The sequence below is a fragment of the Micromonospora sp. NPDC023966 genome (assembly GCF_040639095.1).
Taxonomy (GTDB): Bacteria; Actinomycetota; Actinomycetes; order Mycobacteriales; family Micromonosporaceae; genus Micromonospora.
In genome coordinates this window covers 39428-65755 of sequence record NZ_JBEZZJ010000019.1, presented here as the reverse complement: position 1 = coordinate 65755, position 26328 = coordinate 39428, and the positions used below count along the sequence as shown (strand labels likewise).

General features: G+C 73.6%; 22 protein-coding genes. 13 read left to right on the top strand and 9 right to left on the bottom strand.

Features of this window, described 5'->3' with window-relative positions; translation table 11 throughout:
• Nucleotides 1-6 precede the first annotated feature (6 nt).
• On the bottom strand, nucleotides 7-606 hold the full coding sequence (locus AB0F68_RS23100; protein WP_357341617.1) for a hypothetical protein: 600 nt from the start codon (nucleotides 604-606) through the stop codon (nucleotides 7-9).
• 500 nt (nucleotides 607-1106) lie between these two features.
• Between AB0F68_RS23100 and AB0F68_RS23095 the strand changes: the two genes are divergently transcribed.
• From AB0F68_RS23095 to AB0F68_RS23065, 7 genes are all read left to right on the top strand, one after another.
• The gene (locus AB0F68_RS23095) at nucleotides 1107-3575 is read left to right on the top strand and encodes a nitrate- and nitrite sensing domain-containing protein (RefSeq protein WP_357341616.1); all 2469 of its coding nucleotides are present in this window, start codon (nucleotides 1107-1109) and stop codon (nucleotides 3573-3575) included.
• Nucleotides 3575-3991 (top strand): roadblock/LC7 domain-containing protein, encoded by a 417-nt coding sequence (locus AB0F68_RS23090; protein WP_357341615.1) that lies wholly within the window; start codon nucleotides 3575-3577, stop codon nucleotides 3989-3991. The genes AB0F68_RS23095 and AB0F68_RS23090 overlap by 1 nt, the downstream gene beginning before the upstream one ends.
• Nucleotides 3981-4367 (top strand): DUF742 domain-containing protein, encoded by a 387-nt coding sequence (locus tag AB0F68_RS23085; protein WP_357341614.1) that lies wholly within the window; start codon nucleotides 3981-3983, stop codon nucleotides 4365-4367. Before AB0F68_RS23090 ends, AB0F68_RS23085 begins: the two co-directional genes overlap by 11 nt.
• On the top strand, nucleotides 4348-4950 hold the full coding sequence (locus AB0F68_RS23080; protein ID WP_357341613.1) for an ATP/GTP-binding protein: 603 nt from the start codon (nucleotides 4348-4350) through the stop codon (nucleotides 4948-4950). Before AB0F68_RS23085 ends, AB0F68_RS23080 begins: the two co-directional genes overlap by 20 nt.
• Nucleotides 4951-5076: 126 nt before the next feature.
• Nucleotides 5077-6111: a lactonase family protein gene (locus AB0F68_RS23075; RefSeq protein WP_357341612.1), complete on the top strand. Its 1035-nt coding sequence runs from the start codon at nucleotides 5077-5079 to the stop codon at nucleotides 6109-6111.
• A gap of 177 nt (nucleotides 6112-6288) precedes the next feature.
• Nucleotides 6289-8043 carry a substrate-binding domain-containing protein gene (locus AB0F68_RS23070; RefSeq protein ID WP_357341611.1) on the top strand — a complete coding sequence of 585 codons (1755 nt, stop codon included), beginning with the start codon at nucleotides 6289-6291 and terminating at the stop codon, nucleotides 8041-8043.
• 213 nt (nucleotides 8044-8256) lie between these two features.
• Nucleotides 8257-9741 (top strand): sugar transferase, encoded by a 1485-nt coding sequence (locus AB0F68_RS23065; RefSeq protein ID WP_357341610.1) that lies wholly within the window; start codon nucleotides 8257-8259, stop codon nucleotides 9739-9741.
• Nucleotides 9742-9763: 22 nt separating this feature from the next.
• Here the strand turns inward: AB0F68_RS23065 and AB0F68_RS23060 are convergent, their stop codons facing one another.
• Nucleotides 9764-10894 (bottom strand): PP2C family protein-serine/threonine phosphatase, encoded by a 1131-nt coding sequence (locus tag AB0F68_RS23060; RefSeq protein WP_357341609.1) that lies wholly within the window; start codon nucleotides 10892-10894, stop codon nucleotides 9764-9766.
• Nucleotides 10895-10989: 95 nt separating this feature from the next.
• On the opposite strand from AB0F68_RS23060, the gene AB0F68_RS23055 reads away from it, so the two are divergent.
• Nucleotides 10990-11514, top strand: coding sequence for a MarR family transcriptional regulator (locus AB0F68_RS23055; protein WP_357341608.1), 525 nt, complete (start codon nucleotides 10990-10992; stop codon nucleotides 11512-11514).
• A gap of 14 nt (nucleotides 11515-11528) precedes the next feature.
• On the opposite strand, the gene AB0F68_RS23050 is transcribed toward AB0F68_RS23055, so the two are convergent.
• Together AB0F68_RS23050 and AB0F68_RS23045 are read right to left on the bottom strand one after the other, a co-directional pair.
• Nucleotides 11529-12041, bottom strand: a complete 513-nt coding sequence (locus AB0F68_RS23050) for a PP2C family protein-serine/threonine phosphatase (protein WP_357341607.1) — start codon at nucleotides 12039-12041, stop codon at nucleotides 11529-11531.
• Between the two features lie 234 nt (nucleotides 12042-12275).
• The gene (locus AB0F68_RS23045; RefSeq protein WP_357341606.1) at nucleotides 12276-13535 is read right to left on the bottom strand and encodes an ROK family transcriptional regulator; all 1260 of its coding nucleotides are present in this window, start codon (nucleotides 13533-13535) and stop codon (nucleotides 12276-12278) included.
• A gap of 48 nt (nucleotides 13536-13583) precedes the next feature.
• Between AB0F68_RS23045 and xylA the strand changes: the two genes are divergently transcribed.
• From xylA to AB0F68_RS23025, 4 genes are read left to right on the top strand one after another with little or no spacing between them, the layout of a single operon-like run.
• On the top strand, nucleotides 13584-14771 hold the full coding sequence (gene xylA, locus AB0F68_RS23040) for a xylose isomerase (protein ID WP_357341605.1): 1188 nt from the start codon (nucleotides 13584-13586) through the stop codon (nucleotides 14769-14771).
• A gap of 11 nt (nucleotides 14772-14782) precedes the next feature.
• A complete protein-coding gene (gene xylB / locus AB0F68_RS23035) occupies nucleotides 14783-16267 on the top strand; it encodes a xylulokinase (RefSeq protein ID WP_357341604.1) in 1485 nt (494 codons plus the stop codon).
• A 40-nt stretch (nucleotides 16268-16307) separates the two neighbouring features.
• Nucleotides 16308-17417: a DUF5925 domain-containing protein gene (locus tag AB0F68_RS23030; RefSeq protein ID WP_357341603.1), complete on the top strand. Its 1110-nt coding sequence runs from the start codon at nucleotides 16308-16310 to the stop codon at nucleotides 17415-17417.
• Nucleotides 17418-17470: 53 nt separating this feature from the next.
• A complete protein-coding gene (locus AB0F68_RS23025; protein ID WP_357341602.1) occupies nucleotides 17471-18886 on the top strand; it encodes an MFS transporter in 1416 nt (471 codons plus the stop codon).
• A gap of 51 nt (nucleotides 18887-18937) precedes the next feature.
• Here AB0F68_RS23025 and AB0F68_RS23020 read toward each other — a convergent pair whose 3' ends face one another.
• From AB0F68_RS23020 to AB0F68_RS23000, 5 genes are all read right to left on the bottom strand, one after another.
• The gene (locus AB0F68_RS23020) at nucleotides 18938-20581 is read right to left on the bottom strand and encodes a glycoside hydrolase family 13 protein (RefSeq protein ID WP_357341646.1); all 1644 of its coding nucleotides are present in this window, start codon (nucleotides 20579-20581) and stop codon (nucleotides 18938-18940) included.
• 36 nt (nucleotides 20582-20617) lie between these two features.
• On the bottom strand, nucleotides 20618-21688 hold the full coding sequence (locus AB0F68_RS23015) for a LacI family DNA-binding transcriptional regulator (RefSeq protein ID WP_357341601.1): 1071 nt from the start codon (nucleotides 21686-21688) through the stop codon (nucleotides 20618-20620).
• 62 nt (nucleotides 21689-21750) lie between these two features.
• The gene (locus AB0F68_RS23010) at nucleotides 21751-22710 is read right to left on the bottom strand and encodes a carbohydrate ABC transporter permease (RefSeq protein WP_357341600.1); all 960 of its coding nucleotides are present in this window, start codon (nucleotides 22708-22710) and stop codon (nucleotides 21751-21753) included.
• Between the two features lies 1 nt (nucleotide 22711).
• On the bottom strand, nucleotides 22712-23758 hold the full coding sequence (locus AB0F68_RS23005) for a sugar ABC transporter permease (protein ID WP_357341599.1): 1047 nt from the start codon (nucleotides 23756-23758) through the stop codon (nucleotides 22712-22714).
• Between the two features lie 71 nt (nucleotides 23759-23829).
• Nucleotides 23830-25170, bottom strand: coding sequence for an ABC transporter substrate-binding protein (locus AB0F68_RS23000; protein WP_262284678.1), 1341 nt, complete (start codon nucleotides 25168-25170; stop codon nucleotides 23830-23832).
• Between the two features lie 262 nt (nucleotides 25171-25432).
• Here AB0F68_RS23000 and AB0F68_RS22995 point away from each other — a divergent pair, with 262 nt between their 5' ends.
• Nucleotides 25433-26209, top strand: a complete 777-nt coding sequence (locus tag AB0F68_RS22995; RefSeq protein WP_357341598.1) for a peptidoglycan DD-metalloendopeptidase family protein — start codon at nucleotides 25433-25435, stop codon at nucleotides 26207-26209.
• Nucleotides 26210-26328 lie beyond the last annotated feature (119 nt).

Sequence of the window (26328 nt, the reverse complement as noted above, 5' to 3'; positions counted from 1 at the left end):
GCCTCCTCAGCGGCTCGTGGCGTCGTGCTCGTGGTCGTGGTCGGGGTGGCGCTGCTCCGGCGGCTGGTGCCCGACCGGGTCCTCGCCGAGCAGGTCGGCGAAGAGGGCCCGGTAGTGCACGAGCGCCTGCCGGAGCTCCTCGGTGCCGGCCTCGCCGCGCTCGTTGCGCAGCCGGATGTCGTGGGCGTCCCGGTAGTGGGTGAGGGTGCGGGCGTGCTCGACGGAGAGGTGGGCGATCTGTTCGGAGAAGTCCCCGGTGGGGTACCCGCGCTCGGCGATCAGCCGGGTGACCAGTTCGTCGGCGTCACCGACGGTTTCGGCGGGGGAGTCGACGAAACGGACCTGGAGTTCCTCCCAGGCGGCGGCGTACCGGGCCCGGGACTCCGGGCTGAGGGGGATCAGCTCCAGCTCGGCGTGGCGGCGTTCCCGCTCCCGCAGCTCCCGCTCGGCGGCGCCGCGGCTGTCCTGCTCGGCGACGGCCCGGTCGTACTCGGGGCCGAAGCGCTGCTTGAGGGCCCGGCGACGGCTGGCGACCACGGCGACCGCGGCCAGCGCCGCGAGCACCAGAACGACGATGACTATGACGACTACCTGCGTGGGCGACATGGCTCCTCCTTCGCCCGCTGGTATTCCCTCCGGCGCGTGATCGCCAATCCCCATCGGCCGTACTTTCCTGCGCGGATGCGCCCGTCGAACCTGCCCACGCCATGGCCGGGCACACATCCCACGGCGTGCTGAAAAGCGGAGTCGTTCCAGAAGACGTGGCGCACGGGGAGGTTGAGGCCGGCGGGACGGCGGGCGACGGGGTACCTGGTCGCCGGTCGGATCGAGACGGCCCGACCGCCGGATCGCCGGGGGCCCCACTCCGGACGGCTGACCCGTCCACCCCCTTTGGACGAACGTCCGGCCCGGTCCTTCCGGCAGGCGTTCCCGTCCAACGGTGTCCACAGCGAACATTCCGGACCGTAGTGAGAGGCGAGACGGCCGGTAGTGCATCGGGCTGGGATTACGTATCCTGCCCAAGGCGCCCGGGCCGGGGCCCGCGTCGCGGCCCTTCCGGCGGGTGCCGGCGCCACCCCTGCGACACCTTCCCCGGGCGAGGTCTGATGAACACCCGAGACTGGCCGATCCGCGCCAAGCTGACCGCGCTGGTCATCGGTCCGGTGACCGGGCTGCTGGCACTGTGGATCTTCGCCACCACGCTGACCTTCGGGCCGGCCCTCGACCTGCTCGCCGCGCGCACCCTCCTCTACGACCTGGGCCGGCCCGGCGAGAGTGTGGTCACCGAGCTGCAACGGGAACGCCGGCTCTCGGTCGTCCAGCTCGCCGGCGACACCGCCCTGCCGGCCCTGGCCGAGCAGCGCACCCGCACCGACCAGGCGATCGCCGAGCTGCGCCGCCGGGTCGGCGGGGATAAGCTGCGCGACGCCGCCGACGACCTGCTGGACGCCCGGCTCGACCAGTTGGTCGCCGCGCTCGACGCGCTGCCCGCCGGGCGGGGCTTCATCGACAGCCGCAAGGTGGACCGGGCCGGCGCCGTCGGCCTCTACAGCGGGATGATCGGCTCGGCCTTCCAGGCGTTCGCCGGCATGGCCACGCTGCCCGACGCCCAGCTCAACCGGGAGGCGCTGGCGCTCACCGCGCTGGGCCGGTCCCGGGAGCTGCTCGGCCAGGCCGACGCGCTGCTGGCCGGCGCGGTCACCGCCGGCCGGTACGCCGAGGGGGAGCACGAGCAGCTGGTCCGCACCATCGAGAACCAGCGCTTCCTGGCCGAGAACGCGGTGGCCGACCTGCCGCCCGCCGAACGGGCCGGTTACCAGCGGCTCACCGAGGGAGAGGGGTTCGTCCGGCTGCGCGCCCTCCAGGACACCCTGGTCCGCGCCCGCGACCTGCCGGCCGGGCTCGACGTACGGGCCTGGGAGACCAGCTACGCCACGGTCGCCCAGGGCCTGCGGGACTTCGAGCTGCGCGGCGCGGACACCCTCACCGAGCGGTCCGTGCCGATGGCGGTCCGCATCCTGGTCCGCCTGGCCGCGGCCGGGTTGCTCGGCCTGCTCGCCATCGTGGTCTGCGTGCTGGTGGCGCTGCGGGTCGGCCGGTCGCTGGACCGGCGGCTCACCGGGGTCCGGACCGCCGCGCTGGAGATGGCCGAGCACCGGCTGCCCGACGTGGTGGCCCGGCTGCGCCGCGGCGAGGAGGTCGACGTCGCCCACGAGGCGCCCGAGCTGGACCACGGCGGCGACGAGATCGGCCAGGTGGGGCGCGCCTTCAACGAGGTACGCCGAACCGCCGTGCAGGCCGCGGTTGACGAGGTCACCCTGCGCCGCGGCCTCAACGAGGTCTTCCTCAACATCGCCCGGCGCAGCCAGGGCCTGGTGCACCGGCAGCTGGCGCTGCTGGACCGGCTGGAGCGGCGGACCGAGGACCCGGACGAGCTGGCCGGGCTGTTCCAGGTCGACCACCTCGCCACCCGGCTCCGGCGGCATGCCGAGGACCTCGTCATCCTGGCCGGCGCGGCGCCCGGCCGGGGCTGGCGCAACCCGGTCGCCGCGGTCGACGTGGTGCGCGGCGCGATCTCCGAGGTCGAGTCGTACGACCGGGTCGACGTGGGCGAGGTCCAGCCGGCGGGGGTGCTCGGCCGGGCCGTCGGCGACGTGATCCACCTGCTCGCCGAGCTGATCGAGAACGCCACCGTCTTCTCCCCGCCGGGCACCCGGGTGGACGTCACCGGCCGGACCGTGCCGGGCGGCTACACCATCGAGGTCACCGACCGAGGGCTCGGCATGTCGCCGCCCGCCCTGGCCGACGCCAACCGCAAGCTGTCCCGGGCCCCGGAGTTCGACCCGACCGACAGCGCCCGGCTGGGCCATTTCGTGGTCGCCCGGCTGGCCGCCCGCCACGGCGTCCGGGTCGAGCTGCGGCCGGCCGTCCCCGGCGGGATCACCGCCGTCGTGTTCGTCCCGTCCGATTTGATCACCGACGAGCCGGCGATCGGCGCCACCGGCCCGGCCGCCGGGCCGCCCGGGCGGGACGACCGGCGGATGGCCAGGGTGACCCGGCTGGGCACGGTCCCCCGGACCCGGGCCGCCCGGCCCGGCCGGGACCGGCCCGAGTCGGCGGTCGTGCCGCTGCCCGCCGGTCGCGCCTCCGGCGTGGAGTCGCCGGCGGACGGTGACGGCCTGCCCCGCCGGGTCCGGCGGCGCGGGCCGGTGGCCCGCCCCCGGCCGGTCGTCGCCGACAACCCGGCGCACCGCCCGCCCGAGGAGGTGCGCCGGGCCATGTCCGCGCTCCAGTCCGGCACCGCCCGCGGCCGGCGGGACGGCGCCCGCGCCGCCGCCGACGCCACGGCCGCGCGCCGCGGGGCCGCCCCCACGGCGGCGGGACCGGCGACCACCGGGCCGGCCACCGACCCCACGGCCCCCACGGCGGCGACCACCGGACCCGCCGCCGAGCCCACCGCCGCCCCGGACCGGGCCGGCGCTCCGTCCACCGACGCGGCCCGTACCCGGGCCGCCGACCCCTCCCCGCCGGAGCCGGCTCCGGACCATCGAACCGCGACTGAGAGGGACGCCTAGTGGTGCACACGACGCGGCAGAACACCGATCTCGACTGGCTGCTCGACGACCTGGTGGAGCGGGTCCCCGCCGCCCGCCAGGCGGTGGTGCTCTCGGCGGACGGCCTCCTGCTCGGCGCGTCCGCCGACCTGGACCGCACCGACGCGGAACACCTCTGCGCGCTGGCCTCCGGCTTCTCCAGCCTCGCCAAGGGGGCCACCCGGCACATCGGTGGCGGCGCGGTCCGGCAGACCGTGGTGGAGATGGACTCGGCGTACCTGTTCGTCACGGCCGCCGGGCAGGGGGCCTGTCTCGCGGTGGTGAGCGACGCCGACGCCGACATCGGCCTGGTGGCGTACGAGATGGCGATGCTGGTCATCCGGGTGGGCGAGAACCTCAGCGCACCGGCCCGCACGGCGGCGACCGATGCGGGCTGAGTCGCCGGGCCCCCAGCACGAGTGGCTGGACGCCGCCGCCGGCCCGGTGGTCCGCCCGTACACCGTCACCGGCGGCCGGGTGCGCCCGCCGGTCGACGGCTTCGACCTGGTGGCGTTCGTGCTCACCAAGCCGGGGGCGGACCCGGCCGGGGTGCCCGGTCTCCAGCCGGAGCACCGGCGCCTCGCCGAACTGGCCCGACGGCCGGTGGCCGTGGCCGACCTCGCCGCCGACCTGGACCTCGCCGTCGGCGTGGTGCGGGTGCTGCTCGGCGACCTCCTCGCCCGTGGGCTCGTCACGGTGCGCCGGCCGGCCGCCGCCCACCTGCCCGACGACAACATCCTCAAGGCGGTGGTCAGTGGACTCCGTGCGCTTTGACCGGGAGCCGGCCGCGCCGCGGGTGCCGCTGGCTCTGAAGATCCTCATCGCCGGTGGCTTCGGCGCCGGCAAGACGACGCTGGTGAGCGCGTTGAGCGAGGTCCGGCCGTTGCAGACCGAGGAGGTGCTGACCGGCGCCGGCATCGGCACCGACGACGTCTCCGGGGTGGAGCAGAAGTCGACCACCACGGTGGCCATGGACTTCGGCCGGATCACCATCAACGACGACCTCCAGGTCTATCTCTTCGGCACCCCCGGCCAGGACCGGTTCTGGTTCCTCTGGGACGAGCTGGCGTTCGGGGCGCTCGGCGCGGTGGTGCTCGCCGACACCCGCCGGCTGGCCGACTGCTTCCCCTCGATCGACTACTTCGAGCAGCGGGGCATCCCGTTCGTCGTGGGGGTGAACTGCTTCGACGGATCCCGCCGGTTCAGCCTGGAGGCGGTCCGGGACGCCCTGGACCTGGACCCGGAGGTGCCGCTGGTGCTCTGCGACGCCCGGGACCGGCAGTCCGGGAAGTTGGTGCTGATCTCGCTGGTCGAGCACGTCGCGCGGCAGCGCGGCGAGCCGGTGCCGGTGGGCTGACCCCGCTCCGCCCGCCGGCACGGCGCGGGCGGCCCGGAAACCGGTGCCGGGAATGACGCCTAACCGGCCGGCTCCCCGGGAAGCCTCTGGTTGGATCGACGGTGGAGACGGCGGAAGGTGGGAACGGTGACCGGGCAGGACGCGATCGTCCACATCGGGGGCTACACGGCGGAGACGGGCGGGCGGGCCGAGGGCATCGTCGCCGCCCGGCGCGACCCGGCGACCGGCGCGCTGACGCCGCTCGGCACGGTGGCGGTCACCCCGTCTCCGTCGTTCCTCGCCCGGCACCCGGCGCTGCCGGTGCTCTACGCGGTCAACGAACTGTCCGAGGGGCAGGTCAGCGCCTTCCGGGTCGGCCCGGGTGGCCACCTCGACCCGATCGGCGTACGCCCGACCGGCGGGGCGGAGCCCTGCCACCTGGCGGTCGCCCCGGACGGGCGGCACCTGTTCGTGGCGAACTACGGCGGCGGGAGTGTGTCGGTGTTCCGGCTCGACGCCGACGGGACGCCGGGGGAGCGCAGCGATCTGGTCCGGCACGAGGGGCACGGCGCCGACCCGGAGCGGCAGGAGCAGGCGCACTGCCACATGGTCTCGCCCGACCCGCACTGCGGGCCGCTGCTCGCCGTCGACCTGGGCACCGACTCGGTCTACCGGTACGACCTCGACGCCGCCTCCGGCCGGCTGGTGCCCCGCGCCCCCCGGCTGCGTACGCCGGCCGGCGCCGGCCCCCGGCACCTGGCCCGGCACCCGGACGGGCGGCGCTGCTGGCTGGTCGGCGAGCTGGACGGGACGGTCACCGCCTACGACCTGACCCCGGACGGGCTGCACCAGCGGGTCCGGGTGGACGCCAGCGGCCGGGTCGGGCACGTGCAGCCCTCCGAGGTCGCCGTCGGGCCGGACGGCCGCTTCCTCTACGTGGGCAACCGGGGGGTGGGCACGGTGGCGGTCTTCGCGCTGGCCGGGGAGGCGCCGGAGCTGGTGGCCGAGGTCGACACCGGAGGCGGGTGGCCGCGGCACTTCGCCCTGACCGGCGAGTACCTCTACGTGGCCGACGAACGGGCCGACATGATCAGAATCTTCCGGGTGGACCCGGGCAGCGGAGTGCCCGAGCCGGTGGGAGAGCCGGTGCCGGTGGCGAGTCCCACCTGCGTCTGTCCGTGACCGAGCGGTGACTCGAACATCGTCCGAAGTAGACTTTGATCACCTGGGATGACTGATCACTCACTCAAAGTGACGATTTGGCGATCAACTGTTTCTCCTCCGTAACTTTCGTCCGAACGGTTGTGGCAGTAACCCCACGAGATACGCAAGATGGTCACCGTGTCTGGCCGCCATCGCATGCGTTCTAACCTCCGTGGGGCAGGTGCCGTCGCCGCGGCGACCGCCCTCGTCGTCGTCGTAGCCGGTTCCTGGTTCGGTTATCAGCAGCTGGCCGGCCCGAACTGCTCGGGGCGGATCGAACTGTCCGTCGCGGCGACCCCGGAGATCGCCCCCGCCGTACGCGCGGCGGCCGACCAGTGGGTCGCCGACGGCGCGGCGGTCGGTGAGACCTGCATCGCCGTGAACGTCGCCGCCGCCGAGCCGGTCGACGTGGCCGCCGCGGTGGCGAGCAAGCACGGCGCCACCCTGGCCGGGGTCGGGCAGGCCAGCGGCACCGCGGTCACGCCGGACGTCTGGGTGCCGGACTCCTCCACCTGGCTGCTGCGGCTCAAGAGCGGCGGCGCCACCGCGTTCGCGCCGGCCAACGGCGCCTCGATCGCCCGCAGCCCCGTCGTCGTCGCGCTGCCCGAGCCGGTGGCCTCCCGGGTCGGCTGGCCGGAGAAGAAGCTCCACTGGACCGACCTGCTGAACGAGGTCACCAAGAGCACGCCGCTGCGCGCCGGGATCGTCGAGCCGACCCAGGACGCGGCCGGCCTGTCCGGGCTGCTCTCGCTGACCGCCGCCGCGAGCGCCACCGGCGCCGCCGGCTCCCCGCAGGCCCAGGAGGCGATGGTGGGCGCGCTGCGCGCGCTGGCCACCAACCGCTCCTCACTGCGACAGGACCTCCTCGCCCGCTTCCCGCGCTCGTCCGACCCGACGGCCATCGCCAACGGGTTGGGCGCGGCGGCGCTGTCGGAGGAGGACGTGATCGCGTACAACAACACCAAGCCGCCGATCCCGCTGGCCGCGCTCTACCTCGAGCCGGCGCCGATTCCGCTGGACTACCCGTTCGCGGTCCTGCCCGGCATCGAGCCCACCAAGGCGTCGGCCGCGCGGGTGCTCTTCGACGTGCTGCGGACGCCGAGCTTCAAGAACCGGCTGGCGACGCAGGCGCTGCGGGCCCCGGACGGCAACTGGGGCGACGGGTTCAAGGCGCCCCAGGGCGCGCCGAGCCCGGCGAACGGCGGCGCGAGCGCCGTCCCGCCGTCCGGACAGGGCGGCGCGGCCGACCTGGACCCGATCGCCATCCAGAAGGCGACCACCACCTGGTCGGTGGCCACCCAGTCCGGCCGCATGCTCTGCGTCATCGACGTCTCCGGTTCGATGAAGAAGCCCGTGGCGACGGCCAACGGGGCCAGCCGGGAGCAGGTCACCGTCGCCGCCGCGAGCCAGGGCCTGGGACTCTTCGACGACTCCTGGTCGATTGGCCTGTGGACCTTCTCCACCAACCTGAGCGGCTCCCAGGACTACCGCCAGCTGATCGAGATCAAGCCGCTGTCGAGCAACCGCGGCCCGATCCAGCAGCGCCTGGCCTCGATCCGGCCCTCCAACGGCGACACCGGGCTCTACGACACCATGCTCGCCGCGTACCAGAAGGTCCAGCAGGACTGGGAGCCGGGCAAGGTCAACTCGATCGTGCTGTTCACCGACGGCAAGAACGACGACGCCAGCGGCATCACCCAGAAGGCGCTGCTCGACCGGCTCAAGAAGCTGCGGGACGAGGAGCAGCCGGTCCAGGTGATCATCATCGGTATCGGCACCGAGGTCAGCCGCGCCGAGCTCAAGTCGATCACGGACGTGACCGGTGGTGGCTCCTTCGTCACCACCGACCCGAGCAAGATCGGTGAGATCTTCCTGCAGGCGATCGCGCTGCGGCCGCCGGCGCCGCGCTGACCCGACACTCAGCGAACGCGTTCCGCCGTACCGGCAGACCCGGTACGGCGGAACGCTTCCCGGCGAGAGCGGCCGGGAGAAAACTGACGGCAATGCGTCCGAAGCAATCGGTGACCATAACTGTCGAGGCAAGATGACCGGGTGCTTCGAGCCGCGGGTTCCCCACCGGGACCGCGCGGCGCGGGGTCGTCCTGAGCGAAGTGGGGAGGGCCGGTGACGTCGGCGACGCTGTTGACCCCCGCCAGCACCTCGTCGCGACCCGGTGGCGACCGCCCCGGTCCGGCGACGCGCGCCGCGGAACGGTCCTACATCCGCGTCCTGGTGGTGCTCGACACCGCCGTGCTGGCCGTGGCCATCCTGGTCGGGTACGTGGCCCGCTTCGGCGAGGAGCTGCCGAGCGGCTCGAAGATCCCGTACGTGGCGGTGGCGCCCGCCCTGCTGCTGGTCTGGTTGGTCTCGCTCAAGGCGATGCGCTGCTACGACGACCAGGTGCTCGGCTACGGCGCCGACGAATACCGCCGGGTCAGCGCGGCGAGCCTGCGACTGGCCGGCGGCATCGCCATCGCCGGCTACATCGCCGACGTCGGGGTCTCCCGGGGCTTCCTGGCCATCTCCTTCGCGGTCGGCACGATCGGCCTGGAGATGGCCCGGTTCGCCGCCCGCAAGCGGCTGCACCGCGCCCGCGACCGGGGCGCCGGCTGGTCCCGCAAGGTGCTGGTGGTCGGTGACACCGCGCACGTGCTGGAGCTCGTGCACACCCTGCGCCGCGAACCGTACGCCGGCTACCAGGTGGTCGGGGCCTGCATCCCGGACGCGCTGCTCGCCCCGGTGCCGCAGCGGCTGGGTGACGTGCCGGTGGTCGGCTCGTTCCGGGGCATCCCCGAGGCGGCCACCGCGATCGGCGCGGACACCGTGGCGGTCACCGCCTCCGGCGAGCTCACCGCGACGAGGCTGCGCCGGCTGGGCTGGCAGCTCGAGGGCACCGGGGTCGACCTGGTGGTGGCCCCGGCGCTGACCGACGTCGCCGGCCCCCGCATCCACACCCGGCCGGTCGCCGGCCTGCCGCTGATCCACGTCGAGGCGCCCGAGTTCCGGGGCGCCCGCAAGCTGGTCAAGGGGCTGGTCGACCGCTCGATCTCGCTGGTCGCCCTGCTCCTGCTGGCGCCCCTGCTGGCCGTGATCGCGCTCGCCATCAAGCTGGACAGCCGCGGCCCGGTGCTGTTCCGCCAGACCCGGGTCGGCCAGGGCGGCGAGGAGTTCGGCGTCTTCAAGTTCCGCACCATGGTGGTCAACGCCGACGCCCTGCTGGCCGAGCTGGCCGCGCGCAACGAGACCGACGGCCTGATGTTCAAGATGCGCGACGACCCCCGGGTGACCCGGGTCGGCAAGCTGCTGCGCAAGTGGTCCCTGGACGAGCTGCCCCAGCTGGCGAACGTGCTGCTCGGCCAGATGAGCCTGGTCGGCCCCCGCCCGCCGCTGCCCTCCGAGGTGGCCCGGTACGACGGCGACGTGGCCCGCCGGCTGCTGGTCAAGCCCGGCATGACCGGCCTCTGGCAGGTCAGCGGCCGGTCCGACCTGAGCTGGGAGGACGGCATCCGGCTCGACCTCTACTACGTGGAGAACTGGTCGCTCGCCGCCGACCTGACCATCCTCTGGAAGACCTTCGGCGCGGTGCTCAACAGCCGCGGCGCGTACTGACCCGGCGGGTGGCCGGGGCGGGTCAGAGCTGCGGGCCGAGCCAGTCCAGGCAGACCACCACCGCGTCGTCGACCAGGTCACCGGCCACGAAGGCGCGCAGGTCGCCGATCAGCGACCGGACCGCGTCGAGCGGCTCCATCGGCCCGGTCCGCCGCAGGAAGCGGTCCAGCGCGGTCTCGCCGTAGCGGATCCGCTCGGAGGTGGCGTCGATCACCCCGTCGCTGACCACGAAGAGCCGGTCCCCGCGCTGCAGCTGGAACTGCTGCTCCCGGTAGTCGGTGCCCTCGAACATGCCGAGCGGGAACTGCTTGTCCAGTTCCTGCTCGCTCACCTCGCCGTCGCGGAGCAGCACCAGGCGGGGCGAGCCGGCGTCGACCACCGTCATCGACCCGCTGGCCAGGTCCAGCTCCAGCAGGAGCGCGGAGAGGTGCTGTTCGCCCCGGTGCAGCGCGTAGATCGCCTGGTCGGCCAGGGCGGCCTGATCGGCCAGTCCCAGCTCGGCGCGGCGGGCGTTGCGCAGCGCGTGGATCGACAGGGAGGTGAGCATCGAGGCGGCCACCCCCTCGCCCGTGCCGTTGACCACCGAGAGCCAGAGCCGGCGGCCGTCGTCGGACCAGTCGAAGCCGTCGCCACGCACCGCGTACGCCGGCTCCAGTTGGCCGGCCAGGCTGAACGAGGGGCGGATCCGGCTGCGGCCCGGCAGCAGCTCCCACTGCATCTCGGCGGCCAGGGTGAGCCGCCGGCTGCGCCGGGCGGTCAGGTAGATGTCGGTGGTGGCCGCCACGGCGGCCAGTTCGTGGCCGAGCGCGGTGGCGGCGGCGTCCAGCTCGGCCAGGGCGGCCGGGTCGGGCGGCAGCGGCGAGAGCCGGAGCACCCCCCGCCGCTCGCCGCGCATCCCGACCGGGAACCAGCCGGTGCCCTCCGACACGATCGGCTCCTGGTGGTCGAAGCAGCGCCAGGCCGGGTGGCCGGGGGTGACGATCGGCTCACCCCCGGCCAGCGGCAGGAGCGCGGCCAAGCGGTAGTCGACCTGGTACAGCTCGGTGCGGGTGATCCCGTACGACCGTTCGAACTCGGCGGCGAGCCGGTCGACGAGCTGATCCGTCGGCGCCTCCGTGAGGCTCCGCCGCGCCCGATCCTCCGGTCCGCTCATCTTTGCTCCTTTGCACAGGTCGTCGGCCTGTCGGGCCGGGTAGTCTCGGGCGCACCATGGCCGAAGACCGCGGTCCCCAGGGACCTGATGCGAGTATGGCCGCCGACCTCGACGAGGCGGCGGGCACCCTGCTGGCTGTCTGGGAGGCGGCCCGGGAGCGCACCACGAGCCGGCTCTCCAGCGCCCAGCTACGCGCCGTCATGGTCGTCGAGCAGTATGACGGGATCAACCTCCGCCGGCTCGCCACGCTGACCGACATGCTGCTCTCCTCCGCGAGCCGGCTCTGTGACCGCCTGGTGGCCGCCGGGATGCTGGAACGCGAGCCGGGCAGGTACGACCGGCGGGAGATCGCCCTGCATCTGACCCCGACGGCCACCCGGCTCCTCGCCGAGCTGCGCGCCGACCGGCGTCACCGGCTGGACCGGATCCTGGCCGCCATGAGCGCCGAGGGGCGCGCGGCGCTGCTGCGCGGGATGCGCGAGTTCGACGAGGCCGGTCGGCGCGGGGAGGCCGCCGCCGCGGAGGGCTGGCCGGTGCTCCAGCCCTCGGGGGAGCGGATCGGCGACCCGTCCGCCGAGCCGGAGCCACCCGCCGAGCCTCCGGTGGCCCGCACCGCCTGACCCGGCCGGGCCGGTCATTCCGCCGCCACGGCCAGCATGGCGATGTCGTCGTGCACCTGGCCGTCGAGCCAGTCGTCGACCAACCGGAGCAACCGGTCGATCAGCGTGGCCGGCGGCAGGCCGGCGCCGGAGGCGAGCGCCTGCCGCAGCCGGGCCTCGCCGAACATCTCCAGCCGGGTCGGGCCGCCCCGGGCCCGGGTCACCCCGTCGGTGTACGCCACCAGCAGGTCGCCCGGGGCGAGGCGTACCTCCGCCTCGACGAAGCGGGCCGCGGCCAGCGCGCCGACCGGCATGCCGCCCACCCGGACGGGCTCGGTCCGGCCGTCGGTCCGGACCACCAGCGGGGCCGGGTGCCCGCCGCCGGCCACCCGGACCAGCAGCCCGCCGTCCGGCTCGCGGCTCAGGGCGCCCAGCAGGAGGGTGGTGAACTGGGCCCGGCGGGCCGCGTCGGTGGCGTCCAGCAGCGCGCGGTTGAGCAGCGCCATCAGCTCCCGCGGGCGCTGCTCGACGAGCCGCAAGGTCTGCAACGACCGGGCGTACCCGCCCGGTCAGCACGGCCGTCCAGCAACTCGCGGGCGAGCCGGGAGTCGGCCGGCAGCGCCGTCCCGGCCGCCCGTCGGGCGGCCGTCACCGCCGGTGAACGGGCGCTTCGGTCTGTTGACCCGTGCGCATGCTGTCGGTGCACTCCTCGATCGCGGACTGGTTGCCTGACGGCAGCGTACGGAGCGGGGTTGTCGAACGCCCGTCGAGGAAGGCCGGGGTCAGCCGGAACGGGCCAGCCAGCCGACCGGCCGGTCGACGATCCGGCGGACCACCGAGGCGGCCCCGCCGACCGCCGCGGACTGCGCCCCGAGCGCGGCCGGGCGCACCGCCACCGGCGACCAGGCGGCGGTGAGCACCCGCCGGGAGATCTCCGCGACCACCGGCGGGCGCAGCCAGGGGGCGAGCGGGGCGTATCCACCGCCGAGCACCACGGTGTCCAGGTCAAGCAGGTTCACCACGCCCGCGACGGCCACCCCGAGGGCGGTCCCGGCGTCCGCCAGCGCGGCCAGCGTGGCCGGGTCGCCCGCTGCGGCCAGGTCGGCCAGCCGGGTGGCCGCGGTGTCCGCCGGCAGGTCCGCGCCGGCCAGGCCGGCGGCGGCCAGGATCGCCTCCTGGCCCGCGTACCGCTCCAGGCAGCCCTGGCCGCCGCAGCGGCACGGCCGCCCCTGCGGCTGCACGGGGATGTGACCGATCTCGCCGCTCCAGCCGCGCGTGCCCCGGTAGAGCACCCCGTCCAGCACGATCCCGGCGCCGATGCCGATCTCGCCGGTGATGTGCAGGAAGCTCGCCGAGCCGGGTGGGCCGGCGTGCAGTTCCCCGAGGGCGGCCAGGTTGGCCTCGTTGTCGACCACCAGCGGAGGGACCCCGTGGACGCGCTCGGCGAGCGGGTTCCCGGCGAGCAGGGCGGGCACGTCGACCTCGCGCCAGCCGAGGTTGGGCGCGAGCCGGACGAGGCCGCCGTCGCCGACCAGCCCCGGCACGGCGAGCGCCGCGCCGGCCAGGGTCAGGCCGTCGCGTACGGCGGCGGCGCGGGCCTCGGCGGCCAGCGCGGCGAGCCGGTCCAGGGCGTCGGTGGGGGAGACCGGGCGCAGATCGGCGCGGCGCACCAGGTGGTGCCGGACCGTCCCGGTCAGGTCGACCACGCAGGCGGCCAGGTAGTCGACGTTCACCTCCAGCCCGAGTCCGGCCGGGCCGTCGGCGGCCAGCACCAGGCCGCGGGCGGGCCGCCCCGCCCCGGTGCGCGGCGCGGGCTCCGCCTCGGCCACCAACCGGCCGGCGATCAGGTCGTCGACCACCGCGGAGACGGTGGCCCGGGTCAGCCCGGTCCCGGCGGCGATCTCGGCCCGGGACGGCGGTCGGTCGGCGGCGGCGATCCGCCGGAGCACGACCGCGAGGTTGAGCTCGCGGAGGCTGCCCTGCCGGACCGCCCCGTCGGTGCTGGCGCTGGTCACCGCTTGACACTGCCACATCGCCGCCATTTAATTCAACCACTGAACAAATTGCGGACGACATCCCCGGAGGTCCCCATGGCATCCCGTCCCACCCCCGCCGACAAGTTCTCCTTCGGTCTCTGGACCGTGGGCTGGCCGGCCCGCGACCCGTTCGGCGACGCCACCCGGCCCGCGCTGGACGCGGTCGAGGCCGTCCACAAGCTGGCCGAGCTGGGCGCGTACGGGATCACCTTCCACGACGACGACCTGGTCCCCTTCGGCGCGGACGCCGTCACCCGCGACGGCCACCTGACCCGGTTCCGCAAGGCCCTCGACGAGACCGGCCTGGTCGTGCCGATGGTCACCACCAACCTCTTCACCCACCCGGTGTTCAAGGACGGCGGCTTCACCAGCAACGACCGCGACATCCGCCGGTACGCGCTGCGCAAGGTGCTGCGCAACGTCGACCTCGCCGCCGAGCTGGGCGCCCGCACCTTCGTGATGTGGGGCGGCCGGGAGGGCGCCGAGTACGACCTGGCCAAGGACGTCCGCGCCGCGCTGGACCGCTACCGGGAGGCCGTCGACCTGCTCTGCCAGTACGTCGTCGACCAGGGCTACGACCTGCGCTTCGCCCTCGAGCCGAAGCCGAACGAGCCGCGGGGCGACATCCTGCTGCCGACCGTCGGGCACGCGATGGCCTTCATCTCCACCCTGGCCCACCCCGAGCTGGTCGGCCTGAACCCCGAGGTCGGCCACGAGCAGATGGCCGGGCTGAACTTCGCGCACGGCATCGCCCAGGCGCTCTGGCAGGGCAAGCTGTTCCACATCGACCTCAACGGCCAGCGCGGCATCAAGTACGACCAGGACCTGGTCTTCGGCCACGGTGACCTGCTCAACGCGTTCGCCCTGGTCGACCTGCTGGAGAACGGCGGGCCGAACGGCGGTCCCGCCTACGACGGGCCGCGGCACTTCGACTACAAGCCCTCCCGGACCGAGGACATGACCGGCGTGTGGGCGTCGGCCGAGGCGAACATGCGCACCTACCTGCTGCTCAAGGAGCGGGCCGCGGCGTTCCGGGCCGACCCGGAGGTGGCCGAGGCGCTGGCCGCCAGCAAGGTGACCGAGCTGGCCACCCCGACGCTCAACCCGGGCGAGGGCTACGCCGACCTGCTCGCCGACCGCTCCGCGTTCGAGGAGTTCGACCCGGACGCGGCCGGGGCGAAGGGCTTCGGCTTCGTCCGGCTCAACCAGCTCGCCGTCGAGCACCTGCTCGGCGCGCGCTGAGGCGGGTCGCCATGCCGCTCGTCGCCGGAATCGACTCGTCGACCCAGTCCTGCAAGGTGGTGGTCCGGGACGCGGAGACCGGCGCGCTGGTCCGGCAGGGCCGCGCGCCGCACCCCGAGGGCACCGAGGTCGACCCCCAGGCCTGGTGGGAGGCCCTGCGGACGGCCGTCGCCGAGGCCGGCGGGCTGACCGACGTGGCCGCCGTCGCGGTCGGTGGCCAGCAGCACGGCATGGTCTGCCTGGACGAGGCGGGGCAGGTGGTCCGCCCGGCGCTGCTCTGGAACGACACCCGCTCCGCCGACGCCGCCCGCGAGCTGGTCGAGGAGGCGGGCGGCGGGGAGGCCGGCCGCCGGTTCTGGGCCGACGCGACCGGCTCCGTGCCGGTGGCCAGCTTCACCGTGACGAAGCTGCGCTGGCTGGCCCGGCACGAGCCGGCCAACGCCGACCGGGTGGCCGCCGTCTGCCTGCCGCACGACTGGCTCACCTGGCGGCTGGCCGGCGCCCCCGGCCTGGCCGCGCTGCGCACCGACCGGGGCGACGCCAGCGGCACCGGCTACTGGTCGCCGCGCACCGGCGAATACCGGCTCGACCTGCTGGAACGCGCCTTCGGACGGCGGCTGCGGGTGCCCGTGGTGCTCGGCCCGGCCGAGGTGGCCGGGCACCTCGACCCGGGGGCGCTCGGCGGCGGAGCGGGCGGCGCCGCCGGCCCGGTCCTGCTCGGACCGGGCACCGGGGACAACGCCGCCGCCGCGCTCGGCGCCGGGGCCGGCCCGGGCGACGTGGTCGTCTCGATCGGCACCTCGGGCACCGTCTTCGCGGTCGCCGACACGCCGGCCGCCGACCCGAGCGGGGCGGTCGCGGGCTTCGCGGACGCCACCGGCCGGTTCCTGCCGCTGGTCTGCACCCTCAACGCGGCCCGGGTGCTCGACGCCGCCGCGAGGCTGCTCGGCGTCGACCTGGCCACGCTGAGCGAGCTGGCCCTGGCCGCCCCGCCGGGTGCCGACGGGCTGGTCATGGTGCCCTACCTGGAGGGGGAGCGGACCCCGGACCGGCCCACCGCCACCGGCGCGCTGCACGGCCTCACCCTGGGCACCTCGACCCCGGCCCACCTGGCCCGGGCCGCCGTCGAGGGCATGCTCTGCGCGCTGGCCGACGGCCTCGACGCGCTGACCGCGCAGGGCGCCCGCGCCGACCGGATCATCCTGGTCGGCGGCGGGGCCCGGTCCGCCGCGGTGCGGCGGATCGCCCCGCAGGTCTTCGGCCGCCCGGTGGTCGTGCCCCCGCCCGGGGAGTACGTCGCCGACGGGGCCGCCCGCCAGGCCGCCTGGGTCGCCCTGGGCGGGGCGGCGCCGCCCACCTGGTCGATCGGCGACACCGAGGAGTACGGGGTCGACGACGGTGCCGGACGCGCCGGGCCGGAGTCGTCGGACGTTCCCGCGGTCCGCGAGCGTTACGCGCTGGCCCGGGACCGCGTAGTGGACCGGGTGCGCGGATAAACCGGATGCCGGGCGGCCGACCGGTGGGGATCATCGTGGCGTGCCGCCACCTTCCCCTCCCGGAGACGCCGCCCGGCCCAGCCCGCTGCCCGTCTTCCAGTACGACGACGTCGACAGCCCGGGCGACGTCATCGACACGCTGCTGCTGACCGACTTCGTCACCGGCCGCCATCCCTGGGCGCGGACCGTCCGCCTGGCCAAGGTCCGGGCCGGGGCCCGGCTGGTGCCCGAGCGGGCGGCGCTGACCCGGACCGCCATCGAGCGCAACCGGGTGGCCCGGCTCGCCGGCGGCGACGGCTGGACGGTACGGGTGGTGAGCTGGCGTGGCCGAGGCGCGGAGGTGACGGTCACCGCCGTCGACGAGGCGACCGGCGCGGCGGTCCTTGACGAGATCGTCAAGGGCGGGGCGGAGCCGGTGCAGCCGGACACCGGCCCGATCGGGTTCTGGCACCAGAACCCCCGCCGAGGGGCCCAACGGGACACCCGGCGGATCACGACGCCGACCTGGGCCGACATCCGGGCCAACTATCCAGCCGCGGCGGCGACCCCGCTGGACGCCCTGATGGCGGCGACCCCCGAGACGGTCGCCGGCCGGCTGCTGCTCATGCACGGGCCGCCGGGCACCGGGAAGACCACGGCGCTGCGTGCGCTCGCCCTTCAGTGGCGTGACTGGTGCCAGGTGGACTGCGTCCTCGACCCCGAGGCGCTCTTCGGCGATCCCGCCTACCTGGCCGAGGTGGCGGTGGGGGAGGACGAGGAGGGCGACGACGGCGAGGACCGCCGCCGGTGGCGGCTGCTCATCCTCGAGGACTGCGACGAGCTGATCCGGGGGGAGGCCCGGCAGGCGACCGGGCAGGCCCTGTCCCGCCTGCTCAACCTGACCGATGGGCTGCTCGGCCAGGGGCGCAACGTGCTGGTCGCGATCACCACCAACGAGGAGCTGTCCCGCCTGCATCCGGCGGTGACCCGGCCCGGGCGCTGCCTGGCCCGGATCGAGGTCGGCCCGCTGTCGCACGCCGAGGCGGCCGACTGGCTGGGCACCTCCGCCGGCGTCCCGCCGCAGGGCGCCACCCTCGCCGAGCTGTACGCGCTGCGCGCCGGGACGGCGCCGGCCGGCGCGGTGCCGGTCGAGATCGGCGGCTACCTCTGACCGGGTGGGGGCCCGTGTTCCGGCTGTGATCCGCACCTGATTGGCTGCCCGGCATGAGCAGTGGCACGAGGGTCTCCCGGCGGGGGAACGCGGCCCACCGGTTCTACAGCGTCGTGGTGTTCGTGGTCCTCGCCTCGCTGGACAACGTGGCCATCGGCTTGATCCCGCCGCTGTACGGGCCGATCTCCGGCGCGCTGGGCGTGTCGCAGCGGCTGCTCGGCCTGGTCACCGCGGTCAGCTTCCTGGTCAGCGCGCTCGCCGCGGTGGCCTGGGCGTACGTCGGCGACCGCACCGACCGCAAGCCGCTGCTCATGGTCGGCACGCTGATCTGGGCGGCGGGCACCGGGGGCAGCGCCCTCGCCCAGCACTACCCGACGTTCCTGATCGCCCAGCTCGTCGCCGCGGTCGGGCTGGGCGCGGTCGGCTCGGTCGGCTTCTCCGTTGTCACCGACCTGATCTCGCCCCGCCGCCGGGGGCTGGTGATGAGCTTCTGGGGCCTGTCCCAGGGCGTCGGCACGCTGGCCGGCACCCTGACCGGGGGCCTGCTCGGCGCCACCGACTGGCGGCGGCCGTTCCTGGTGCTCACCGGGGTCGGCCTGGCCGCCACCGTGGCGTACCTGTTCACCTACGACATCCGGCGCGGACAGAGCGAACCGGAGCTGGCCGCGGCGCTTGACGCCGGCGGCGAGTACGACTACCGGATCAGCCGCGCGGACCTGCCCCGGATCCTGGCCCGGCGGACCAACCACTGGCTGGTCCTCCAGGGGCTGACCGCGCAGGCGGCCTTCGGCTCGCTGGTCTGGCTGCCGGTGCTGTTCAGCCAGCGGGCCGAGGCACAGGGCTATTCGGCGGCCACCGCCGTGGTGGTGGGCAGCGTCTTCGCCACCCTGTTCCAGCTCGGCGGGGTGCTCTCCATCGTGGGCGGCCTGGCCGGCGACGCGCTGCAACGGCGTACGCCGAGCGGGCGGGCCCTGGTCGCGGCGGTGGGCATCCTCGCGGCCGTGCCGTTCTACCTGGTCCTGTTCTTCGTGCCGATCCGGATCGACGTGCCGGACGGCGGCAGCTCCGGCGCGGTGATCAGGGCCGTGCTGGCCAGCGTGTTCACCGAGCCGACGGTCGGGCTGAGCCTGCTCGCGGCCGTGCTCGCCCTCGCGCTCACCTCGGCCAACTCGCCCAACTGGTTCGCGCTGATCGCCGACGTCAACCCGCCCGAGCACCGGGGCACGGTCTACAGCCTCGGCAACCTGGTCAACGGGGTCGGCCGGGCGGCCGGCAACGGGCTGGTCGGGGTGGCCTTCCAGGCGCTCCGCGGGGCCTTCCCGCCGCCGCTGAACTACGCCGTCGGGCTGGCCGCGTTCCAGCTCTTCTTCATCCCGACCGGCGTCATGTACTGGCTGGCCGCCCGCACCTCACCCCGGGACATCGCCCAGGTCCACGACCTCCTGCACGCCCGCGCCGACCGCCTGTGAGGAGGGGCCCCCTCTCAACGCCAGGCGTTGAGAGGGGCCCTCCTCGCAGTGTCAGGCGCGGTACCAGACGGTCGTGTCGGTGGAGACGGCATCGCCCTCCAGCGGGCCGCTCGACGCCAGCACCTCGGCGCCGGCCGGCAGCGGCACCGGCTCCGCGCCGAAGTTGGTCAGCACGGTGAGCCCGCCGTTGGTGAAGGCGAGCACCTCGTCACCGGAGGAGAGCCAGCGCAGCGGCCCCCGGGCCAGGCCGTGCTCGCGGCGCAGCCGCAGCGCCGTCCGGTACAGCTCGTAGGTCGAGCCGTCGACCCCGCGCTGCCGGTCGAGCGCGTACTCGGCCCAGAGCGGCGGCTGGGGGAGCCAGCTCGCGTCGGTCGGGCCGAAGCCGTACGACGGGGCGTCGGCCTCCCACGGGATCGGCACCCGGCAGCCGTCCCGGCCGCGCTGGGTGTGCAGGCTGCGCTCCCAGGTCGGGTCCTGCCGGGCCTCGTCGGGCAGCGTGGTGTGCTCAGGCAGCCCCAGTTCCTCGCCCTGGTAGAGGTAGGCCGAGCCGGGTAGGGCGAGCATCAGCAGGCTGGCCGCCCGGGCCCGGCGCAGGCCGAGCGCGGCGTCGGGCTGCGGGTCTCCGATGCCGATGCCGTTGGGGCGGCCGCCGCCGACGGCGAGCCCGAGCCGGGAGGCGTGCCGGACCACGTCGTGGTTCGACAGCACCCACGTGGTCGGGGCGCCCACCGAGTCGGTGGCCTCCAGCGAGCGGGTGATCACCGCGTACTGGGCGGGGGCGGTCCAGGCGGCGAGCAGGTACTCGAAGTTGAACGCCTGGTGCATCTCGTCCGGCCGGACGTAGCGGGCCAGCCGCTCGGCCGGCTCCACCCACGCCTCGGCGACCAGGATCCGCTCCCCGTCGTAGGAGTCGAGCAGCCGCCGCCACTCCCGGTAGATGTCGTGCACACCGTCCTGGTCCCACATCGGCGGGCGCGGCTTGTCCACCTCCTGACCGGAGAGGATCTCCTGCGGCTCCTGCCAGTCGGCCAGGTCGGCCTGCTTGATCAGCCCGTGCGCCACGTCGACCCGGAACCCGTCGACGCCCCGGTCCAGCCAGAACCGCAGGATGTCCAGGAACTCGGCGCGCACCTCCGGGTTGCCCCAGTTGAGGTCGGGCTGGCCGGAGTCGAACAGGTGCAGGTACCACTGGCCGTCCGGCAGCCGGGTCCAGGCCGGCCCGCCGAAGACGCTCTCCCAGTCGTTCGGCGGCGCGGCCCCCTGCGGGCCCTTGCCGTCCCGGAAGATGTACCGCTGCCGCTCCGGGCTGCCCGGCGCGGCCGTGACGGCGGCCTGGAACCAGCGGTGCTGGGACGAGGTGTGGTTCGGGACCAGGTCGACGATCACCCGCAGGCCGCGTGCCTTCGCCTCGGCGATCATCTTGTCGGCGTCCGCCAGGGTGCCGAAGAGCGGGTCGACGTCGCGGTAGTCCGCCACGTCGTAGCCGGCGTCGGCCTGCGGGGACGGGTAGAACGGCGACAGCCAGATCGCGTCGACCCCCAGCTCGCTGAGGTGACCGAGGCGGGCCGTGATGCCCGGGAGGTCGCCGATGCCGTCGCCGTTGGAGTCGGCGAACGAGCGCGGGTAGATCTGGTAGATGACGGCCTCGGTCCACCAGCCGGTGGCCGGGTCCTGCTGCGTCGCGTCGGTGTTCAGCGCCTTCTCCCTGTCGTGCGTGCGGGACGAATCCGTTCAGTTTGCCCGGGGCGGCGCGGTCGATTCACGCACCACCAGGCGAGTGGGCAGGATCACCGAGGCCGGCGACCCGTCGTCGGTGTCGGCGCCGCGCGGCGCCGGCACCAGCCCCGGGTACGCGTGGGCGGCGCGCCCGCCCAGCGGGTCGAGGAGCATCCGCGCGGCGAGCAGCCCCTGCTCCGCCGCCGGTTGGGCGATCGTGCTCAGCCCGAGCGCGCCGGCCAGGTCGTGGTCGTCGATGCCGATCACGCTGACGTCCTGCGGCACCCGCAACCCCGCGTCGCGCAGCGCGGTCATCGCGCCCATCGCCATCTCGTCGCAGGCGGCGAAGATCGCGGTGGGCGGCTCTCCCCGGGCCAGCAGCTCGGCGGTCGCCCGGGTGCCGCCGTCGACGGTGAACTGCGACTCGACGTCCAGGCTCGGGTCGGGCCGGAGCCCGGCCGTGCGCAGCGCCTCCTCGTAGCCGCGTCGCCGGTCCAGGTGGGTGGTGAAGGCCAGCTCGTCGTCCGGGTCGCCGGAGATGTGCGCGATCCGGGTGTGGCCGAGGTCGAGCAGGTGCCGGGTGGCGGTCCGTGCCGCGGCCACGTCGTCGATCCGGACGCAGGGCCAGCCGGGCACCCCGCTGCCGGAGCTGATTGTCACGCCGGGCAGGGCCAGCTTGGTCAGCGCGGTCAGGTCGGCCGGCCGCAGCGGGGTGGCGACCAGGATGATCGCGTCGACCCGCTTGTGCAGGCTGGCCGGGTGCAGCACCCGCTGCCGGATCTGTTCCCGCCCGCCGAGGTTGTAGAGCAGCAGGTCGTAGCCGTTCTGGTGGAGGAAGTCCTCGACCGCCTCGACCACGGTGCCGAAGAACCAGCGGGTGATCCGGGGGACCACCACCGCCACCGTGCCGGTCTTCCCGCCGGCCAGTCGGGAGGCGCTCGGCGAGACGGCGTACTGGAGCTGCTCGGCGGCGGCGAGGACCCGGCGCCGCGTCGCGGCCGAGACCGTCGGCAGGCCGCGCAGCGCCCGGGAGACGGTGGCCGTGGAGACCCCGGCCAGTCGGGCGACATCGTCAATCTTCGTCATCGGTTCCCCGCTCCGACCCGCGCCCGCCGCCGCCGGAGAACCGGCGGCGGCGGAGCATCGGATCAGCCCTTGACGCTGCCGGCGAGCAGGCCCCGCACGAAAAAGCGCTGGAGGGACAGGAACACGATCAGCGGTACGACGATCGACACGAACGCGCCGGCCGTCAGCCGTTGCCACTCGTTGCCCCGGGTGCCGGCCAGCTCGGCGAGCCGGACGGTGAGCGGGGCGGTCTCGTCGCCGCCACCCGCGAAGATCAGCGCGACCAGCAGGTCGTTCCAGACCCACAGGAACTGGAAGATGCCGAACGCGGCCAGTGCCGGGGTGATCAGCGGCAGGACGATGGTGCGGAAGATCTTCGGGTGGGTGGCCCCGTCGACCCGGGCCGCCTCCATCAGGTCCCCCGGGAGCTGCGCGATGAAGTTGTGCAGCAGGAACACGGCGAACGGGAGCGCGAAGCAGGTGTGCGCGAACCACACCTGGGCGAACTTCTGCTCGTCGACCAGGTCCCAGGCGGGGAGCACCTGGACCCCGGCGATGGTGACGCCGGTGGAGAAGAACTTCAGCAGCGGCACGAGAGCCATCTGCAGCGGCACGATCTGCAGCGCGAAGATGGCGATGTAGACCCAGTCCCGTCCCTTGAAGTTCATCCACGCCAGCGCGTACGCGGCCAGCGAGGCGAACGCCAGCGGGAAGAGCACCGACGGGATGGTGATCGCCAGCGAGTTGATGAAGTAGCTGGCCAGCTGCCCCGACGAGCCGGTGCTGAACAACACCTCCTGGTAGTTCTCCAGGGTGAACTGCGGGTCGCTGAAGAACGTCCACCAGCCGGTGGTCTTGATCTGGTCCTCGGGCCGGATCGAGGAGATGAACAGGCCGAAGGTCGGGATCGTCCAGAGCAGCGCGATGACGATCGAGACCAGCGTGGCGGTGCGGCTGTTCAGCCGCTTGCGGACCCGGGCGGCCCGGCTGGGCGTCCCGGTGGCCTGGACGCCGGCTCCGACGGTGGGGGTGGCGGTGGTCATCTCAGCCCTCCCGCTGCTGACGCAGGTTGCGGATCTGGTAGATCACGATCGGGATGACCAGGACGAAGAGGAAGACCGCGAGCGCGGAGCCCTGCCCGTTCTCCTGGTACCGGAACGCCTGGTTGTACATCTCGGTGGCGATCACGTTGGTGTCGTAGTTGCCGTTGGTGGCGGTCCGGACGATGTCGAAGACCTTGAGCGTGGCGATCGAGAGCGTCACCACCACGACGATCAGCGCCGGCCGGATGCTCGGCATGGTGATCTGCCAGAACATCTGCCACGGGGAGACCCCGTCGAGGCGGGCCGCCTCGACGATGTCGGCCGGGATGGCCTTGATCGCCGCGGAGAGCACCACCATGGCGAAGCCGGCCTGGATCCACACCATGATCACGATCAGCAGGAAGGTGTTCAGCGGCGATTCCAGCAGCCACTGCTTCGGCTCCCCGCCCAGGCTCACGACGATCTGGTTGAGCAGGCCGATCTGGTCGCTGTCGCCGCGGTAGGCGTAGACGAACTTCCAGATGATGGCGGCGCCGACGAACGAGATCGCCATCGGCAGGAAGATCAGGGACTTGGCCACCGCCTCGAACCGGGCCTTGTCCACGAGGACGGCGTAGATCAGGCCGAACGCGGTGGCCAGCAGCGGCACGAGGAGCACCCAGACCAGGCTGTTGATCAGCACCCGGACGATCGAGTCCTCGGAGAACATCCAGGTGTAGTTGGCCAGGCCCACCCAGTTGCTGCTGTCCTTGTCCATGAACGAGAGGAGGGTGGTCCGGATCGCCGGCACCACCAGTCCGACGATGAGAAACAGCAGTGTCGGCAACAGGAAGAAGAGCGCGATCACGCCTTCCCGCGGCTTGCGCCGGCGGGGCAGGGACGCGCCGCTCGCCACGGCGGCGACCAGCCTCTCCTCCCGCCGGCGGGCGAACCAGGCCGGCACCACGTCGAGGAGCAGGAGCAGCCCGCCCACCACCGCGACGAAAGCGATCAGCCCGTACATCAGCATGAGGAACTTCGGCTGTTCCGCCGCGAAGTCGAACTCCATCGACCCTCCCTCAAGGGTTCGGTTGCGGGCGGTGGCCCGGCCCGCGTCGCGGACCGGGCCACCGCCTCAGATCACTTCCAGCTGCTCTCGATGCCGTTCAGCACCGTGGTGGTGTCCTTGCCGTTGATCCAGTCGACCATGCCCTTCCAGAAGGTGCCCGCGCCGACCGCGGCCGGCATCAGGTCCGAGCCGTCGAACCGGAACTCGGTCTTCGGGTCCTGCAGGATCTGGACGGAGAGCTTGTCCACCGGGTTCGGGACGTTGTTGATGTCGAGCTTCTTGTTCGCCGACAGCCAGTCGCCGATCTTGGCGCGGCTGTTGACGTACTCGCCGGAGGCCAGGTAGGTCTGCACCGCCTGGACCTCGGGACGGTCCGCGAAGGCCGAGACGAACTCACCGGCGCCCAGCACCGGCTTGCCCTTGGCCGGGTCGACGGCCGGGAAGTAGAACGCGAAGACGTCGCCGTCCTCGGCCACCTTGGTGCCCTCCGGCCACTGGTTGGCGTAGAAGGACGCCTGGCGGTGCATGGCGCACTTGCCGGTGGTGATCGGCGTGCCGGCCTCCTGGAAGGAGGTGGTGGCGATGCTCTTCACGCCGCCGAAGCCGCCGTTGACGTACTTCTCGTTCTTGAGGATGCTGCCGGCCTTGTCGACCGCGTCGGCGACCTTCGGGTCGTTGAACGGGATGCCGTGGGTGGTCCACTGGTCGTAGACCTCCACGCCCTGGGTGCGCAGCAGCACGTCCTCGATCCAGTCGGTGGCCGGCCAGCCGGTGGCGTCACCGGACTCGATGCCCGCGCACCACGGCTTGGTGCCGCTCGCCGCGATCTTGTCGCTGAGCGCGATGAGCTCGTCCCAGGTGGTCGGGACGGTCCAGCCCTTCTCCTTGAAGGTCTTCGGCGAGTACCACACGTAGGACTTCACGTTGGAGCCGAGCGGGACGCCGTAGAGCTTGCCGTCCACGGTGCTGTACTTCAGCCAGTCGGGGGAGAAGTTCTGCTCGGCCAGCGCCTTGGTGTCGGCGCCGACCGTCTTGAGCTTGCCCGCGTCGGCGAACCGCTTGAGCAGGCCCGGCTGCGGGATGAAGGCCAGGTCGGGAGCGTTGCCGCCGTCGACGCGGACGCCCAGCTGGGCCTCGAACTCGCCCGAGCCCTCGTGGTCGATGTCGATGCCGGTGCAGTCCTCGAACTGCTTCCAGGACTGGTCCAGGCGGTCGGCCTCGATGTCCCGGATCGACGAGTAGATCGTGACCTTCTTGCCGTCGTGGCCCTGGTACTTCTCGTATGCGGCGCACTCGGGCGAGCTCGCCTTGCTGCTCTTCTTGTCGTTGCCGGTGCCGCAGGCGGTGACGCCGAGCGCCAGCCCCAGAACGCCGGCGATCGCGAGAGCCTGGCGTGATCTGGCAAACGCCATGCCGATCTCCTTCCTTGCCGGCGCGTGGAGGAAATCGAACTCGCGCCGGTCCGATGGTCGTCCACACATGTAAGCGCTTGCATCCCGTCCGGTCCACCCCCTGGCGGACACGGCCCGGTAACAATCCGGAAACCCGCTCACCGGCCGTGGGCGCGCTCCCACGCTCCGCTGACACGCTGACCTGCGGAGCCCTTCCCATCGATGGAACTTTCTGCCACCCTGTCCCTATCGGATCGAAAACTTTCAACATAGGAGGCAATGGATGCGCAAGCGCTGGTTCAGCCTCGCGGCGGTGACGGCCGTCCTCGTGGCCCTGGTGCCGGCGGCGCCGGCCATGGCCGCGCCGACGTTCAAGGTTCCGTTCCCCTGCAACCAGTCCTGGTCCGGCCAGACCCGGTCCGACCACAGCCCGCCCTACGCCGTCGACTTCAACCGCACCGACGACCTCGGCGACCCGGTGGTGGCCAGCGCGCCCGGCACCGTCGACCGGGTGACGGACCTCGGCAGCACCAGCTACGGCAAGTACGTCCGGATCGACCACGGCAACGGCTACACCACCTACTACGCCCACCTGAGCAGCTTCAACGTCTCCGTCGGGCAGACCGTCGGCTACGGCCGGGTGATCGGCTACGTGGGCAGCACCGGCGGCTCGACCGGCCCGCACCTGCACTACGAGCAGCGGCTCAACGGCAGCGACGTCCAGGTCCGGTTCAACGGGGCGCTCGCCCTCTACTGGGGCACCAAGACCTACACCAGCGACAACGGCTGCTCCGGCGCGAACACCGGTGCCGGCACCGTCAACACCGCCTCCGGCGTGGCGCTGACCGTCCGCTCCGGCCCGGGCACCGGTTACAGCGCGGTCGGCACGGTGGCCGACGGCGCGAGCGTCACCATCTACTGCCAGACCAGCGGCACCTCGGTCTCCGGCACCTACGGCACCAGCTCGATCTGGGACCGGATCGGCTCCGGCCGGTACATCTCCGACGCGTACGTCTACACCGGATACGACGGCTACATCCCGAGCGTGCCCCGCTGCTGACCTGACGGGCGCGGGGCCGTGGGCCCCGCGCAGCGGACAAACCGGGGCCGCCGCAGCACAGCGCCGGGGTCGCCGGGTCCGGCCGCTCCTGTCTGGGAGGACGGAGCTTTCGAACCCGA

Excerpts from the sequence above, each read along its gene's own strand:
- xylB (WP_357341604.1), top strand. The coding sequence starts at position 14,783 with ATGCCGCTCGTCGCCGGAATCGACTCGTCGACCCAGTCCTGCAAGGTG.
- AB0F68_RS23010 (WP_357341600.1), bottom strand. The coding sequence starts at position 22,710 with ATGACCACCGCCACCCCCACCGTCGGAGCCGGCGTCCAGGCCACCGGG.
- AB0F68_RS23005 (WP_357341599.1), bottom strand. The coding sequence starts at position 23,758 with ATGGAGTTCGACTTCGCGGCGGAACAGCCGAAGTTCCTCATGCTGATG.
- AB0F68_RS23015 (WP_357341601.1), bottom strand. The coding sequence starts at position 21,688 with ATGACGAAGATTGACGATGTCGCCCGACTGGCCGGGGTCTCCACGGCC.
- AB0F68_RS23095 (WP_357341616.1), top strand. The coding sequence starts at position 1,107 with ATGAACACCCGAGACTGGCCGATCCGCGCCAAGCTGACCGCGCTGGTC.
- AB0F68_RS23085 (WP_357341614.1), top strand. The coding sequence starts at position 3,981 with ATGCGGGCTGAGTCGCCGGGCCCCCAGCACGAGTGGCTGGACGCCGCC.
- AB0F68_RS23055 (WP_357341608.1), top strand. The coding sequence starts at position 10,990 with ATGGCCGCCGACCTCGACGAGGCGGCGGGCACCCTGCTGGCTGTCTGG.
- AB0F68_RS23100 (WP_357341617.1), bottom strand. The coding sequence starts at position 606 with ATGTCGCCCACGCAGGTAGTCGTCATAGTCATCGTCGTTCTGGTGCTC.
- AB0F68_RS22995 (WP_357341598.1), top strand. The coding sequence starts at position 25,433 with ATGCGCAAGCGCTGGTTCAGCCTCGCGGCGGTGACGGCCGTCCTCGTG.
- AB0F68_RS23060 (WP_357341609.1), bottom strand. The coding sequence starts at position 10,894 with ATGAGCGGACCGGAGGATCGGGCGCGGCGGAGCCTCACGGAGGCGCCG.
- xylA (WP_357341605.1), top strand. The coding sequence starts at position 13,584 with ATGGCATCCCGTCCCACCCCCGCCGACAAGTTCTCCTTCGGTCTCTGG.
- AB0F68_RS23045 (WP_357341606.1), bottom strand. The coding sequence starts at position 13,535 with ATGGCGGCGATGTGGCAGTGTCAAGCGGTGACCAGCGCCAGCACCGAC.
- AB0F68_RS23070 (WP_357341611.1), top strand. The coding sequence starts at position 6,289 with ATGCGTTCTAACCTCCGTGGGGCAGGTGCCGTCGCCGCGGCGACCGCC.
- AB0F68_RS23025 (WP_357341602.1), top strand. The coding sequence starts at position 17,471 with ATGAGCAGTGGCACGAGGGTCTCCCGGCGGGGGAACGCGGCCCACCGG.
- AB0F68_RS23000 (WP_262284678.1), bottom strand. The coding sequence starts at position 25,170 with ATGGCGTTTGCCAGATCACGCCAGGCTCTCGCGATCGCCGGCGTTCTG.